Source organism: Idiomarina sp. ST20R2A10, from assembly GCF_051842345.1.
In the GTDB taxonomy this organism is placed as follows: Bacteria; Pseudomonadota; Gammaproteobacteria; order Enterobacterales; family Alteromonadaceae; genus Idiomarina; species Idiomarina loihiensis.
In genome coordinates, this window is the sequence record NZ_JBNIEY010000017.1 from 1 (window position 1) to 13,129 (window position 13,129).

The 13,129-nt window shown below is 42.0% G+C and carries 13 protein-coding genes and 3 pseudogenes; 11 read left to right on the plus strand and 5 right to left on the minus strand.

Going from position 1 to position 13,129, the window contains the following annotated elements:
• Window positions 1–61: 61 nt before the first annotated feature.
• Window positions 62–265 (minus strand): winged helix-turn-helix domain-containing protein, encoded by a 204-nt coding sequence (locus ACP7H9_RS13990; protein WP_114981791.1) that lies wholly within the window; start codon window positions 263–265, stop codon window positions 62–64.
• 169 nt (window positions 266–434) lie between these two features.
• Between ACP7H9_RS13990 and ACP7H9_RS13995 the strand changes: the two genes are divergently transcribed.
• The 3 genes and pseudogenes from ACP7H9_RS13995 to ACP7H9_RS14005 all read left to right on the plus strand — a co-directional run.
• Complete coding sequence (locus tag ACP7H9_RS13995; RefSeq protein ID WP_166649031.1) at window positions 435–1,751, plus strand: serine hydrolase domain-containing protein; 1,317 nt, start codon at window positions 435–437, stop codon at window positions 1,749–1,751.
• Window positions 1,752–1,760: 9 nt separating this feature from the next.
• Window positions 1,761–2,913: pseudogene (locus tag ACP7H9_RS14000) on the plus strand (IS3 family transposase).
• A gap of 57 nt (window positions 2,914–2,970) precedes the next feature.
• A pseudogene (locus ACP7H9_RS14005) lies at window positions 2,971–3,099 on the plus strand (hypothetical protein); the annotation flags it as partial.
• A gap of 123 nt (window positions 3,100–3,222) precedes the next feature.
• Here the strand turns inward: ACP7H9_RS14005 and ACP7H9_RS14010 are convergent.
• Window positions 3,223–4,392, minus strand: a complete 1,170-nt coding sequence (locus ACP7H9_RS14010) for an alpha/beta hydrolase-fold protein (protein WP_114981794.1) — start codon at window positions 4,390–4,392, stop codon at window positions 3,223–3,225.
• 290 nt (window positions 4,393–4,682) lie between these two features.
• Here ACP7H9_RS14010 and ACP7H9_RS14015 point away from each other — a divergent pair, with 290 nt between their 5' ends.
• Complete coding sequence (locus ACP7H9_RS14015) at window positions 4,683–5,102, plus strand: GNAT family N-acetyltransferase (RefSeq protein WP_114981795.1); 420 nt, start codon at window positions 4,683–4,685, stop codon at window positions 5,100–5,102.
• Between the two features lie 113 nt (window positions 5,103–5,215).
• On the opposite strand, the gene ACP7H9_RS14020 is transcribed toward ACP7H9_RS14015, so the two are convergent.
• Together ACP7H9_RS14020 and ACP7H9_RS14025 are read right to left on the minus strand one after the other, a co-directional pair.
• Window positions 5,216–5,596 carry a VOC family protein gene (locus ACP7H9_RS14020; RefSeq protein ID WP_114981796.1) on the minus strand — a complete coding sequence of 127 codons (381 nt, stop codon included), beginning with the start codon at window positions 5,594–5,596 and terminating at the stop codon, window positions 5,216–5,218.
• A gap of 223 nt (window positions 5,597–5,819) precedes the next feature.
• A complete protein-coding gene (locus tag ACP7H9_RS14025) occupies window positions 5,820–6,968 on the minus strand; it encodes an esterase (protein ID WP_114981797.1) in 1,149 nt (382 codons plus the stop codon).
• Between the two features lie 312 nt (window positions 6,969–7,280).
• Here ACP7H9_RS14025 and ACP7H9_RS14030 point away from each other — a divergent pair, with 312 nt between their 5' ends.
• From ACP7H9_RS14030 to ACP7H9_RS14060, 7 genes are all read left to right on the plus strand, one after another.
• Complete coding sequence (locus ACP7H9_RS14030) at window positions 7,281–7,712, plus strand: nuclear transport factor 2 family protein (RefSeq protein WP_114981798.1); 432 nt, start codon at window positions 7,281–7,283, stop codon at window positions 7,710–7,712.
• 338 nt (window positions 7,713–8,050) lie between these two features.
• The gene (locus ACP7H9_RS14035) at window positions 8,051–8,548 is read left to right on the plus strand and encodes a hypothetical protein (RefSeq protein WP_114981799.1); all 498 of its coding nucleotides are present in this window, start codon (window positions 8,051–8,053) and stop codon (window positions 8,546–8,548) included.
• A gap of 24 nt (window positions 8,549–8,572) precedes the next feature.
• Entirely contained in the window at window positions 8,573–9,988 is a 1,416-nt protein-coding gene (locus ACP7H9_RS14040) for a serine hydrolase domain-containing protein (RefSeq protein WP_114981800.1), read from the plus strand.
• Window positions 9,989–10,069: 81 nt separating this feature from the next.
• Window positions 10,070–10,816 carry a hypothetical protein gene (locus ACP7H9_RS14045; RefSeq protein WP_227016334.1) on the plus strand — a complete coding sequence of 249 codons (747 nt, stop codon included), beginning with the start codon at window positions 10,070–10,072 and terminating at the stop codon, window positions 10,814–10,816.
• Between the two features lie 334 nt (window positions 10,817–11,150).
• Window positions 11,151–11,612, plus strand: coding sequence for a hypothetical protein (locus tag ACP7H9_RS14050; RefSeq protein WP_114981801.1), 462 nt, complete (start codon window positions 11,151–11,153; stop codon window positions 11,610–11,612).
• A 79-nt stretch (window positions 11,613–11,691) separates the two neighbouring features.
• Window positions 11,692–12,378, plus strand: coding sequence for a hypothetical protein (locus ACP7H9_RS14055; RefSeq protein ID WP_114981802.1), 687 nt, complete (start codon window positions 11,692–11,694; stop codon window positions 12,376–12,378).
• A gap of 85 nt (window positions 12,379–12,463) precedes the next feature.
• Entirely contained in the window at window positions 12,464–12,754 is a 291-nt protein-coding gene (locus ACP7H9_RS14060; RefSeq protein ID WP_133493649.1) for a hypothetical protein, read from the plus strand.
• Between the two features lie 157 nt (window positions 12,755–12,911).
• On the opposite strand, the pseudogene ACP7H9_RS14065 reads toward ACP7H9_RS14060, so the two are convergent.
• Window positions 12,912–13,129: pseudogene (locus ACP7H9_RS14065) on the minus strand (hypothetical protein); the annotation flags it as partial.

Sequence of the window (13,129 nt, forward strand, 5' to 3'; positions counted from 1 at the left end):
GTCATCTTGTCACCTAATTGTCTCTTGGTGCATGATAGCACCTCTAATTAGGTGGCCAAATTTAGTTTGCCACTACAGAGACAACTCTGTCTTTCCAAACAGCTTTTATAAGTTGGTCATGAGGCACGATCTCAGGAGCGTGTTCAACAAGCTCCTGCAGTAATCGATAGGACAGTTCTGGTAAAGAAATATCGTCCCCATTTCTTATCACCTTCTTGTTTAAGGGATCTAAAATCAGGTCGTTCCCTACCTTAAAGACATCCATCACTAACTCCACCCTGAGCTGCTAATTATTTGATTTTAAATATTTTTCATCGATTGGTCACCATAAGTCACCCAAAAGGACCATTAAAGTCATGTTTCCTTTCTCATGCTCAGGTAAGTTTTTCAGAGAAACGAAAATATTATCTCATTTTGAACGACTAAGGATGATTATGTATATAAAATTATTAAGTATTCCTGCCCTACTCTTAATCAGTGCTTTTGTAGGAGCAACTGAAATCAAGGCTTCAAAGTTAGATGCTTTTGTTGAGTCTTACGCCGAAAATGATGAATTTAATGGCTCAGTATTAGTTTCTTATCAAGGTGAAGTGTTGCTAAAGAAAGGTTACGGCTATGCCAATATGGAATGGAAAATCCCCAACTCTGTCGATACAAGATTTAGAATAGCCTCGACAACCAAACCTCTTACAGCGGCACTGATTTTAAAATTAGTCGAAGAAGGAAAAATAGATTTAAGTCATTCAATCCGTGATTACTTACCGGGCTATCGCAGTGATACCGGCGGTAAAGTAACTATTCATCAGCTCTTAAACCATACATCAGGGATCCCAAACGTATTCAGTCATCCCGACTTCAAAGATATAGAAGCGAATAACCCTTATAGCCTAAATGACTTTATTTCAAAGTTTTGCAGTGGAGACCTGAAGTTCCAGCCCGGTAGTCAGTTCAGTTATAGCAATGCTGGCTACTCCATTTTGGGTAAAATAATCGAGCAAGTGACCGAGTTAAGTTATAAACAAGCTTTGCAGGATTATATTTTCAATCCGCTAAAAATGCATAACAGCGGGGATTCTTACTCTGGCTATGTTGTTCCAAAAAGTGCTAAAGGGTATGAGAAAACGTTAGGAGGACTGAAACCGGCAAAGAATATTGATATGACTGTCACCTATGCTGCGGGCTCTATTTATTCAACGGTCGGAGACTTATATCAGTTTAGCGAGGCCTTGTATTCAAATCAGATATTTAGTGAAGCACTAAAAAAGAGAGCTTTTACAGCGTCGCCTCATCGCAATTATGGTTATGGCTGGTTGATCACTGAACTACCAAAGGAAAAGTTCGGTAAAAAGCTCACTCAGATACATCATCCGGGTATGATGCCTGGTTTCAATGGTGACGTAATTCGTGTAATTGAAGATGATATTACAATTATTATCCAAAACAACACTGGAGGCGCACCACTTCGTGCTCTGACAGAAGGCATTTTGAGCATTATTTATGAACGCCCGGTTGTTTTTGCAAAAAAACAAATCGAAGATGAGCTCTATTCTAAGCTACGCCAGGATGGAATAGAGGCTGCGATAGAGTCATATATGCAACTTCAGAAATCGAACAAGGGTTTCAGCGAACGTGGCTTAAACTATTTTGGTTATCAACTGATGGAAGTTGAAGAAATAAATGCAGCGATAGCTTTCTTGGGTTCTACCCAAATTTTACGGACACATCCAAAACGAGGCATAATATGCCCATAAGGAGTGTTCATGACCAAACGAAAAAAGTACAGCCCAGAGTTTAAACGTGAAGCCGTAGCTTTGACAAAACAACCCGGTGTGAGTTGTCGCCAGGTTGCTATAGAAATCGGTATTAACCCCAATTTGCTCAGTCGATGGCGGCGTGAAGCCGAGCCATCCTCTAAAGAAGCCTTTAAAGGCTCAGGTAATCCCCGCGATGAAGAGATCGCGAGGCTTAAACGCGAGAATGCCCGGCTTAAGAAGGAACGGGATTTTTTGCGAGAAGCGGCAACGTTCTTCGCAAAAGAGTCGTCCTGAGATATCAGGCGATAGAGCGTTGCCGCGATAAGTTCCCGATACGCTTAATGTGTCGATGCCTGAAAGTGTCGCCCAGCGGATATTATGCCTGGGCAGCACGACCACCCAGTGCCCGGGACGTGGAAAATCAGCGGATCCTGACGCGCATTAAGGAGATCCACGAGGACAGTGGTGGTGTCATTGGCGCACCACGTATGCATGAAGATCTGTCTATTGAAGGTGAAAGGCTGAGTCTGAATCGTGTGGCCCGCTTAATGGCCGTCAATGGCGTTCAGGGCTGGCCTCGTAGGAAAGGACGAGGCCGAAAGCGACAGGCCGCCAGACCCGCTGGTCTTAAAAATCATCTGGCACGTGACTTCACAGCAGCAGAGCCTGAAACTAAATGGGTCACCGATATTACCGAAGTGACAACCACCGAAGGCAAGCTGTTTCTGTGCGTTGTACTCGACTTGTACAGCAAACTCATAGTGGGCTGGTCCATGCATCATCGTCAGGATCGGTACATGGTCATTCGCGCAGTGGAAATGGCCGTCTGGCAACGAACAGCCAATCAGCCTGTGATTTTACATTCAGATCGCGGCTCTCAATTTACCAGTGGTGATTATCAGCGTGCTCTCAAATTTAATAACCTGATCAGCAGCATGAGCGCAGTCGGTCACTGCAGCGACAACGCCGCCTGTGAAGGATTTTTCGGGATATTGAAGCGTGAAAGAGTGAATTACCGCCGCTATCGAACAAGAGATGAAGCACGTTCAGACATCTTTGATTATATTGAACGGTTTCATAATCCAAGAATGCGTCGTAGACTGGCAAAACAAGATCAGCAGTTTAGTGCGATTTTAAACCGTCCGTGATAAAGGGGTAGAACCCCTTTGAGCTCAATGCAAAACAACACCCTGAGTCTTCAAATGCTTTTGACAGTCTCGGAGAGGCCTATCTTGCCAACGAAGAATTTAAGAAAGCCCTAATAGCATATGAAAAATCACTTTCGCTAGATGAGCACAATAAAAATGCATCTGAAGCAATCGATAAGATAAATGAATTACTATGAGCCGTCATTAAATGATTAGAAATACTAAATTTATATTTAGCATCGACCAAGAACTATAATAGTTCTTGGTCCAAGTTGCCCGCTTCAAAGGAAGTGAGTAGAACCATACAACTCATGATGACTTCATTTCTGGTCACCGCTTATTTTCTGCTGCAAGTTATCAAGTCGGGTTTTAAGTGCGTTATTTTCAACATTTTCTTTGTAGCTAATTGCTAACGCTTTCTTTCTCATCTCCAGAGCTTTATTTAATTTACCAGCTGCTTCATAACCATCAGCGAGGCTGTCATATCCATCAGATTTGTTTGGATAACTTTCGGTGTTACTTCTGAAAATTGAGATTGCGGTATCATAGTCCTGCTTTTCTAAAGCATTGTACCCAGCGTGATTGATAGCTTTGTAGCTTGGTTTGGCGTTATACCCATATTTTTTAGAAAGGTCTTTATAGTATTGTTGTATGGCTGTAACCCCTTCCTCGATTACTGCTCCAGAAGGTCGCAGTGAAGTGAGTTGCTTTTGAAACGCGAGGCTCATACCTGCTAGAGCTGTCGTATTGTGGCTCTCAGATACATCCAGATTAGTGTCGTAGCTGAACCCCTCACGATTGCTGGTATTCAATAGTTCTTTATATCGTTCAAATGCACTAAGCATTTGCCCGCCCTCATTCCCCATATTTACGTATAGGTACTTATTTAAGTCTTCTGGTTGGCTCAAGAATTTTGCAGCATCAGAAAAAATGACTTCGCTATCCCACCAAAGGCTCGGACTGAAAGCGAAATAAGCCTGAAACATTTCGGGTCTTGACTGCAGTGCATATACAGATAATAAGCCGCCAAGTGAGTGGCCGGAAAGGATCGCGTAATTATTTGTTCTGTAATTTGAATTTATAAAAGGTTTAAGCTCAGCCTCGATGAAATTAAGAAAGTCGTCTGCCCCGCCAGAAATGCCCCATTGATCATAGCTTTCATCATGGGTAGGTGTGAAATCCCGCGCACGGTGCGTGTTAGTTATGCCAACAATAATCATCTCCTGTGCCATTCCATCCTGACTTAGTAGATCCAATGTTCCGGCAGCATGCGCGAAGTTTCGCTGCCCATCCGTCAGATATAAAACGGGATAAGAAGTATCGGTGTAACGTGAATAATTGTTTGGAAGATGAATAATCAATTCACGTGACTCATCCAAAACCTCAGAATCAATACTAACTATTACTGACTCCCCCCGGACTTTAGCACTGGCTTGCATGGAGATGAATAACATTAAACATACAAAGGCAGGTAAAAACTTATGTCTCATCACAATTCCTTTTTTATGGAGGCACTAGGGCATAAAGCTTACTGTGTATTGTTTTAAATCAGCGACTTGAGATTACATGGTTAATCCGTTTTGTCAAAAGCTCACTGGAAGTAGCATTGAGAGTTTTACTAATTTACGGGGTATACCTTAAACAACCCCTAAAGCAGAAGCTAAGCAAAAGACTTTATGTCCGCTTTGAACTCACAGCCGAATAGCAGACATTGGCATTCTCTATCCTACAAGGTAATGTAGTTTGCAAAATCGAGGTAATACACCTTTAGGACTACGGAATGCCAGCATCTCAGATTGTTTTAAAAGAAGAGCCACCTAATGCATCAGATTTCGCATTAATTAGAAGGTCTGTTGGTTGGGAAAATCCAGAATTACCAATTATTCAAAACAGCATAAATTCTTCTTTATTCTGGGTTTCAGCATATCTTGGCAATCGAATGGTTGGCTGTGGCCGTTTAATTGGCGACGGCTCAATGTACTTCTATGTTCAGGATGTCATCATTCATCCAGAACATCAGAACCTTGGCTTGGGCTCTCAAATCATACAATCTATAAATCAGTACATTGCTGTCAATTGCCCACCTGGTTCAACAGTTGGACTACTAGCAGCAAAAGGAAAAGAAGCGTTTTATCGAAAACATGGTTTTAAACCTCGTAACGGTCAAGAATTAGGCTTGGGCATGTGCCGGTTTATTTAGCTATTTCCCTTAGCGGATAATCTCAGTTTTACTACTGGCTCCTAACGGCCTTAGAGTCCTACTCGCAGGGTGTCATAGAGCCAGGATCGGACATTAACGTCCAGCTTAATTTGTTATGCGCGTTTCTCAACTTTCCACGGTGGGTTCAAGCGGTTCTCACCAGCCCAATAAAGTTTGATTTTGTTACCAGATGGATCTCTTAATATTGCTTCCTTCCATAGATAGCGTTGCTCGGTAGGTTGCTGCTCAAACTGAATTCCTTTTTGACAAAGACGCTGGTAAAGCTCGTCAAGATTTTCATGTTCGAAGTAAATTATCGAATTATTCTCAAAGTCGTCGCTTTCAAGTGATAATGAAAATGTAGAATTGCCCTCTGGACAAGAAAATCTAGCGTAATGCGGTGTATCGACGATTTGAGTAAAACCGAGAGTAAGATAAAAGCTTACGGCATCATCCATATTTTTTACTGGTAGAGTAACCTGGTTAAGTTCCATTCAACAGCCTAGCGTATAACGACTTATTAGAGTGAATTCTTAGTAAAACACAGAGTAAAGGAGATTCAAATTTCCTACACAACCTACACCATTTTTTATAACAAAACTTTACCAAGACGTGTGTCGGTTATGGTCCCTGAACCTATTATAGACAACAATTTAGTGCCGATAGCAATACAGTGTAGCTGACGGTTTTCTAGCAATGGAGTAATGTTAACGCCCTTTATTTGCTAATAAGTTTTGATTGGTATTGCTTCAGAGCGGCACTGTGTTTTTTTCTATGCCATGTTAGCTGACTCTCCGAATGCTTTACCGCATCCGTTTGAAATTTAACCGCGCTTTTAAAGTCTCCTAAGCTTGCATAAGCTTCGGCAACGTAATGGTAACTGTAAGAGTCACCTGGGTAGAGTTCTATGAGTTGTTTTAATACAGAAAGACCCTTTTCAGACTTAGACTCCATGAGGTGGTTGCCGAGATTCTGAATCGAGCGTTTAGGAGATACTTCAAATCCATATTTCTCATCAGATAGAAACTGGTAATGTGCCACTATTGCGTCAACACCTTTTTGAGAAATAGCGGAGTCAGGTGCTAAACCATTATGAATATCATCAAACAGCGTTTCGATGCCTGTAACCGTCGACAATATAGGCAAAGACATAAAGTAATTATCGGCGAGATGCCTTTCGTGCCAGTCTAAGCTGGAAGGTGCATATTGCTGAAGCTGCTTGCTAAGCCTTACATAATCAGCCTGTTGATGGTTTTCTTTGACATTGGTGCCATAACTGAAGAGTAAAAAGCGCGGCTTCTTATCAAGTTTAGATAGCATCTCTTGAGCGTTTGATTGCAAGCCAACAAAGTCATTTTTAAGCTCTGGGCTGACCGCAATATACGCATTCATTAAGTCCGGCTTCCTGAATAATGCTGACAACACAATACTACCGTTATGCCGAAACCCGCTCATGATACGAAATCCGTTAGTGCGGTAGGTATCATCTAGTTCAGTAAACAATTTTTGTTCAAAGAAATCGAGTAGCGGCGTTGTTTCCCCAGAACTGTCAAAAAGCCGCCCCACCGGATTCCCCTGCGCCGGTGTGACAATAATCGTTTTGAGCCAAGGCCATTCTCCATTATGACTCATCCAGTCATGCATCCCTCTTAGATAGGTAGTTGCATGAGGATGAAAGTCAAAAAGCACTGGATAACTCCTGGAGGTTTCCTGTTGGTAACCTGATGGCAATACGACGTTAAATACCAGAGGAACTTCAAACTCGGAATGTTGAATCTCCAGCTGTTTGGTCACTGATGAGGCATGAGTAGTGAAACTGAGGAAAACGACTAATAGGCTTAACAGTATAGCGGAGGCATTCTTCATCGAACTTACACTTTAAATTTTTGTTAACTTAGAGTTAACATTACCATAACGACTTCCTGATGCTAGTGAAAATCGATCTACGGAAGCAGATGGCCATCTAATAGCACGAAGCGAAGATTTGCTATGAGCGAAAGGCTGACACTGATGACTCAGACTCAGTTAGCATTTCCACATACGAACGGTTCAGTTTTTATAAAGTCATGTACTAGCAAAGACGGGTCTTGTCTGTTATTAATACTAAAAATATACAGGTGTATTACTGGGCATTAGAAAAACACCTTATATTAAATTAAACTCCCTCAAGGAAGATAAATGAAATATTTTTATGCAATGCTTGCTTCACTTTTACTATCAAACGTAACACTTGCCAGCGAGCTGACCGCCAAGGTTAACGAATATTTCGAAGCCCAAAAAGCCGTAGAACATAGAGACTCAAAAGAAAGTGATGTTAATAACTTACTGGCCTTACTTACTAAAGACGCAACGTTCGAACACCCCAGATTTGATGCAATTCTATCCAAAGATGAATATAAAGAAGGCCTCCTTAACTACTTAGGAAGTTATGGCGAGTGCGACATCCAGATAAAGAATGTTATTGAAGGACTTAATGCGGTCACCGTCGAATATTTGCACCCCTGCACTGATAAAGAAGGTAATTCAGATCCTGAAAAAAACAAAGAGGCATTGGTTACTTTGTTCGAATTTAAAAGTAATAAGATAAACCTAATTAAGCATTATTTCTGATCCGAAAGTTAGTAATCTTAACCAACTTGTAGGGCTCTAAAAAGCTACTACAATAATTATTGAGCCGAGATATTTTGACGCACACGACCTCAACACCAAGAACGCCTCCCAAGACTAGGCCCCAGTTCCAGGATTCAACTTTCTTCTCACGCTTAGCCGTTTTCATTACTGTCGTTGTATTTTCTGGATTCATTCTTAATGGGATCGTCAACCATGAACAGTTTGGACGATTCACTTTATGGATAGGATTGCATGGAGCATGCAGTGCTGGTTGGTACCTGTTACTTATTAATCAGTTAAGGTTGTCCAGAAACGGTCGTATAGAAGCACATAAACGTATGGGAAAACTCAGTGTCGTGCTGGTAATAGCTATCTTGTCGACTGGTATAATGATGGTGCTGGGACTATACGATTACCTGGTTAATATGGGTGCTTTTGACCCTTCCAATGCAAACGCACGAATACGAGCAGGAGGCTTGATAGGTGGCACCTTTTTGCAGTGGACCATATTTGCAGCTTTATACATTTTGGGCCTGCTTAATATCCGTAACCCGACACATCACAAACGATTTATGTTGGCCTCTGCTATACAAATGATGCCCGAAAGTCTGTCCCGTATTACTCATGTGCTGGGCCTGCCGGGTTACGGGATGCTGATCATTATGTTATCGGTCTACTTATCAATTATGGTGTATGACTGGAGAACGGATCGCCGCCTTCACTGGAGTACCCTTACTTCTCTTGCCCTGTTTATCCTATTGGCGATCTCAATTTACACAGTTTTCCGTTCACAGATTTGGGGAGACTGGATAGTTAACGTGTTAACCGGAATATGATTTTCTAACTGCACAAGGAACGTAATGAAATTTATAGCTTATTTTATACTTCTCATGAGTCTGACTTTCCTGGTCGTAAAGGCTGAAGCCAATAGCGCCTTTGATAAGCTATTAGATCAGTATCATCAACAAATTGGCTTTTCTGGCTCTGTACTCGTCATGAAAAATGGCAAGCCTTTGTTAGCAAAAGCTGCGGGTTATGCAGATGATTCTGTGCCAGAGCCGGTGACTCTACAAACACGTTTTGATATTGGCTCTATTCAAAAGAACCTTACTGCCGTATTAGTTCTTCAAGCTCATGATAAAGGGTTATTGAATCTTGACGATACTCTCGATAAGTTTTCACTGGGTTTCACAGATCCGCAGACGCAGAACATCACAATAAAACACTTACTGGAACATCGCTCTGGTTTTGGTGACATATTTACAGCGGAATACCGTAAGAACCCAAGCAAATACGAAAACATCAGTGAAAAATTGGAAGTTTTGCGACATCATCCCCTGCTGTTCAAACCCGGCAGCAACCGGAAATATTCGAATTATGGCTACATTGTGCTTGGAGCGATTCTCGAGAAAACAACCGACCAGGATTATTGGAAGCTGCTCGAGGAAAATGTTTTTCAGCCTTCACGGAACGTACTTACTCCTAAGCAAGTCAGTCATGTACAAAACACGTTAGCCGAGCCTTATCACTTGAGTTATGACGGGAGGCGGTTGCCGGTACCGCCGAATCTGCGCGAGCATAAATCTCCTGATGGAGGCGGCCAAATGAGTGTGTTTGAGCTTTATGCCTTCTACCATCATCTGTTCATAGATAAAGAATTGTTGTCAGCCAGCAGTTTAAAGACTTTCAGGGCACTACAAAAAGACCAACAGCAGTGGCTGGCGTTTGGCGGTGGGGTTGGTGTGAGCACTGCCGTAGAACTTGATTTTGTCAACGGCACTTGGGTGATTGTACTGGCAAATACAGACCGTTTAGTTGCTGAACGCCTCTCATCAAGACTTAGAAGTCTGGTGGCAACAGGCGAATACGCAGACGTAAAAGTTTCACCTCAACTCTTTACTTACCGTTTTTATAAGCAAAAGAATGAGGAAATATTCGTATCGGAATTTGAGGCTGCTTATAAAAAAGCAGGCTATCGCTCTTTTATGGGTAAAGTTGTAACGGACTTAGCAAGGGAACTCATTGCTGACGAAAAAGGTCACGAAGCTATTCCTTTTTTACGGTTTTTGACTGCGCGTTATCCAGATGTTCCAGACGTTCATGATGGACTCGCATTTGGGTACTGGAGTATAGGGAAAACAGAAAAAGCACAGGAAGTATTTTCAAAGGCTTTGAGTTTACAAAAAGATTATCAGAGCCAATTCAGTACGGATAATTATCAAACCTCAAGCAGTTCAGAAGTTTCAAGTCCACTCTCCACTTCGGTTAAGCAATAAAAACCGTATTACCGAAAAATTGTCGACAATATACCGATAATAACTGAAGCTTATTTATAAAAAAGAGCTTACGAATGTATATTGTCGACAAACAAATTAGATCCGAATGCTATGCTTTTCAACTTCTTTGGGACTTTGAATTCAATCTTGATTGTAGTCAGCTTGGTTGGTGTTTTCTCTCAGGTACGGACTATTTGGTCACGGAAAAAAGGTAACCTGAATAGAGCAACTGAGGCCCTCTCTCTTAATAAGTTTTTCGTGAGCTTTTTGGCTTACTACTCTTTCTTTGTATATGGCATGTCAATAGAGCCTTTTAATCATTTCATTGTTTGGCCGAGGCTGACCGCGGCTCTGTTAGTAGCTGTTATTTTGTATGAAATATGGTTTGACCGGAAAACTGCTGCCCCTCTAACTTTCTTTATTTTCGCGATTTTCTTGCTTGCATCAGGAGCCATTTTCGGACTGACGGCAGGCACATACGAAGATGAAGGACGTCATTTAATGACAGTAATGATTGTTGTAATTACCATCTTCCTTGCACAAGGTTATATTCATCAAATCATCCAGGTTCTTAAGTTAGGCAGCACCGGTGCACTAGATATCAAGATGAGTCAATTCATTTTGCTTATGGATATGTCGACAATCGCATTTGCTTTTGCCATGGGACTCGAAAATGGCTGGCCTCTATTGCTACTAGCAGTAGTTAGTGCCTGTACCAAGCTCATTATCCTTTACCTTTTTCATTGGGCCAGGACAAGCTTGTCAGCAGAGAGAAGGCGCCAGGTTCTAAGCCAAAGGTCAGCAACGAGCGAAAAGCCGACTTTCTGACTTTCGGCCTACTTCAACTAGTGACTAGCCGCCCCGTTATTAGTAAGTGTGGGTGAGACCAATGATGGACGGCATCTTCACTTCGGCAATATTGCGCGCTTTGTTGTTGAGTTGTTTATTTAAGTCGTTTAATGTCAATTACATAACAAAAACTAAAGGTTAGATATTGTGCGCTCGGTGGAGTGTAACTGAGCATGCTCAAATTGCCTTTGCTAACTCGAAACCTTTCGAGGCAGGCATCTTAGCTTGATCAGTAACTTAAGAAGAAAAACTATAAATTGAACGAATTCCGAAGTGCGCACGCACAAAATACAAATGTTACAACTAGGTCACTATGGATGATTTCGAGAAAATTCTGATTACTGGGACTGTGACTATACTGGGTGGCTTCATAATTCATGCGGCATCGCAGCTGTTCTTGAAGTTATTCATCGAGCCGCTTCAAAGGTACCGACAATATAAGGCCGAAGCAGTCATGCTTTTAAGCTTCTACTCGAACCTGCTCCACTCCAGGTTGCGCGAAGATGATGATCAAGGATATCGGGACAGGTATTACAAAGCCCAAGACGAAATACGAACGTGCATGGCCAACATAAAGGCATCGTATTATTCGATCTCTCCTCGGTGGCTTGCAATCGTTTTGCGTGCTATTCCGAAGAAAACACGATTCAAGGAAGCTACAAAAAACCTATTGACGCTGTCGTTCTTGGGGCAATTGCTGACCGAGGACGATGGCCACAAAAAAAATATGGAGTTGGCACAGTCAACTGTGGAGATATTGGGGGCCGAGTGGTAGTTCGTTGTAACAATCGCGTCAAAGGCGACGCTCGTACCTCGCGCGTTTTACGCGGGCGTTAGTTTCACAAGGAAAGTTTGTGCGAATATTTAAAATTCTTTTATCTGTTTTTATATTGCTTCTTTTTGCGTCTTTTATCTTTTTTAAAAAGGATGCGATAGCATGCGAAATGATCGGGCAGACACATTTTTCTAAGATTTCAACAAATCTCTATGTTGATGACAGTCTTGACGAAGCACAGAAATCGAACTTGATAGAAGCAATAAATGATGCAATCGAAAGAGTTTCAAATGTGTATGGTAACCCTATATCTTCACCAAGAATTATTGCTACAACTGAGGAAAAGTACTCCAGTTTTGGCTTTAATCCAACGGGCATGCAAGCATCAGGGTTCTTTAGAGAGTGCATATTTCTAGGCCCTAAGGGGCTGAACACAGACGTGATAGCGCATGAATTTGTTCATGCAGAGGTAAGGTACAGAACTGGCCCTCTTGTAGAGCTTACGCAATTACCAGCCTGGTTTATTGAAGGAACAGGTATTAAAGTTGACTATCGCAGACCTTTTTTACTTGAAAATATAGAGATAACAGAGGAAGAACTAGCAAAAGTTAAATCTATTTTTTTTCTAAGCGACTTTCCAAATACAAGTGTGAAATACTACCAAGCATCAAGAATAGCGGTTGAACCAATGCATACTAAAAGTTTGTACTCAGGATTGGAAAGGTTAAACAATGGAGAGAAGTTTGAAGTGGTATTTAGGTTGTGAAACTAACAAGGCGCTACTACGGAAAGTTTACTCGCTGAGGCTCCTATATTTCCGCAGAGCGTGGCGTTAAGTGGCAATAGGAATTATGAATATACTATTAGGAGTTCTCGCAGTAGCGACACTCTTGTCAGGTTGCGCCTCTGCATATTATTGGTATCAATCCAGTAAGGTTATGGTTATGCCTATGGAAATGATTAACGGCGAGCTGCAACCTATTCCTGTTGAATCAAACCCAACTGAGTGGATAAGGGCAGTTTATTTAGGTATTGAGAAGGCAGGAGACTTTAATAAAAAAGCATCCGTATATACAGCAATTGCTGTTTTTCTCAGTGTTGTGGCATCGCTCATCAGTGTGCTCAGTGCAAGTGCCACTTAACAAGTCAAGGCAGAAGGTCGCTGCTTGAGGCGTTAGAAGAGAGGGATCGTCGAGATGAACTAGGCTCATACGGAGTATCGCCAAGAGATTGGAGCATACCTGGTTAGCTTCCCAAGCGAAGTGCCATTGAATGCATTAAAGATGTGGGGGTCTGAATTTACCTTTGAGCTTCAAGCTTGCCCCGCATTTCCGCGTTTTCGATTAACAGTTTTGCGTTTTGCTGTGCAAGGCTATCTAGCTCTGTTTGCAGTTCATCAAGTTCACTCTCCAGCTTTTGTACACATTCATCTGCAGAGCGTTGTAAGCGTCGCATAAACCACACAACCGGCCAACCGGCCAAGATAATGTAAGCGTCGCATAAACCACACAACCGGC

What these genes read in the sequence shown, in the direction of transcription:
- ACP7H9_RS14050 (WP_114981801.1), top strand. Translation starts at nt 11,151, where the DNA reads ATGGATGATTTCGAGAAAATTCTGATTACTGGGACTGTGACTATACTG.
- ACP7H9_RS14040 (WP_114981800.1), top strand. Translation starts at nt 8,573, where the DNA reads ATGAAATTTATAGCTTATTTTATACTTCTCATGAGTCTGACTTTCCTG.
- ACP7H9_RS14025 (WP_114981797.1), bottom strand. Translation starts at nt 6,968, where the DNA reads ATGAAGAATGCCTCCGCTATACTGTTAAGCCTATTAGTCGTTTTCCTC.
- ACP7H9_RS14035 (WP_114981799.1), top strand. Translation starts at nt 8,051, where the DNA reads ATGGGAAAACTCAGTGTCGTGCTGGTAATAGCTATCTTGTCGACTGGT.
- ACP7H9_RS14015 (WP_114981795.1), top strand. Translation starts at nt 4,683, where the DNA reads ATGCCAGCATCTCAGATTGTTTTAAAAGAAGAGCCACCTAATGCATCA.
- ACP7H9_RS14020 (WP_114981796.1), bottom strand. Translation starts at nt 5,596, where the DNA reads ATGGAACTTAACCAGGTTACTCTACCAGTAAAAAATATGGATGATGCC.
- ACP7H9_RS14010 (WP_114981794.1), bottom strand. Translation starts at nt 4,392, where the DNA reads ATGAGACATAAGTTTTTACCTGCCTTTGTATGTTTAATGTTATTCATC.
- ACP7H9_RS13995 (WP_166649031.1), top strand. Translation starts at nt 435, where the DNA reads ATGTATATAAAATTATTAAGTATTCCTGCCCTACTCTTAATCAGTGCT.
- ACP7H9_RS13990 (WP_114981791.1), bottom strand. Translation starts at nt 265, where the DNA reads ATGGATGTCTTTAAGGTAGGGAACGACCTGATTTTAGATCCCTTAAAC.
- ACP7H9_RS14030 (WP_114981798.1), top strand. Translation starts at nt 7,281, where the DNA reads ATGAAATATTTTTATGCAATGCTTGCTTCACTTTTACTATCAAACGTA.
- ACP7H9_RS14060 (WP_133493649.1), top strand. Translation starts at nt 12,464, where the DNA reads ATGAATATACTATTAGGAGTTCTCGCAGTAGCGACACTCTTGTCAGGT.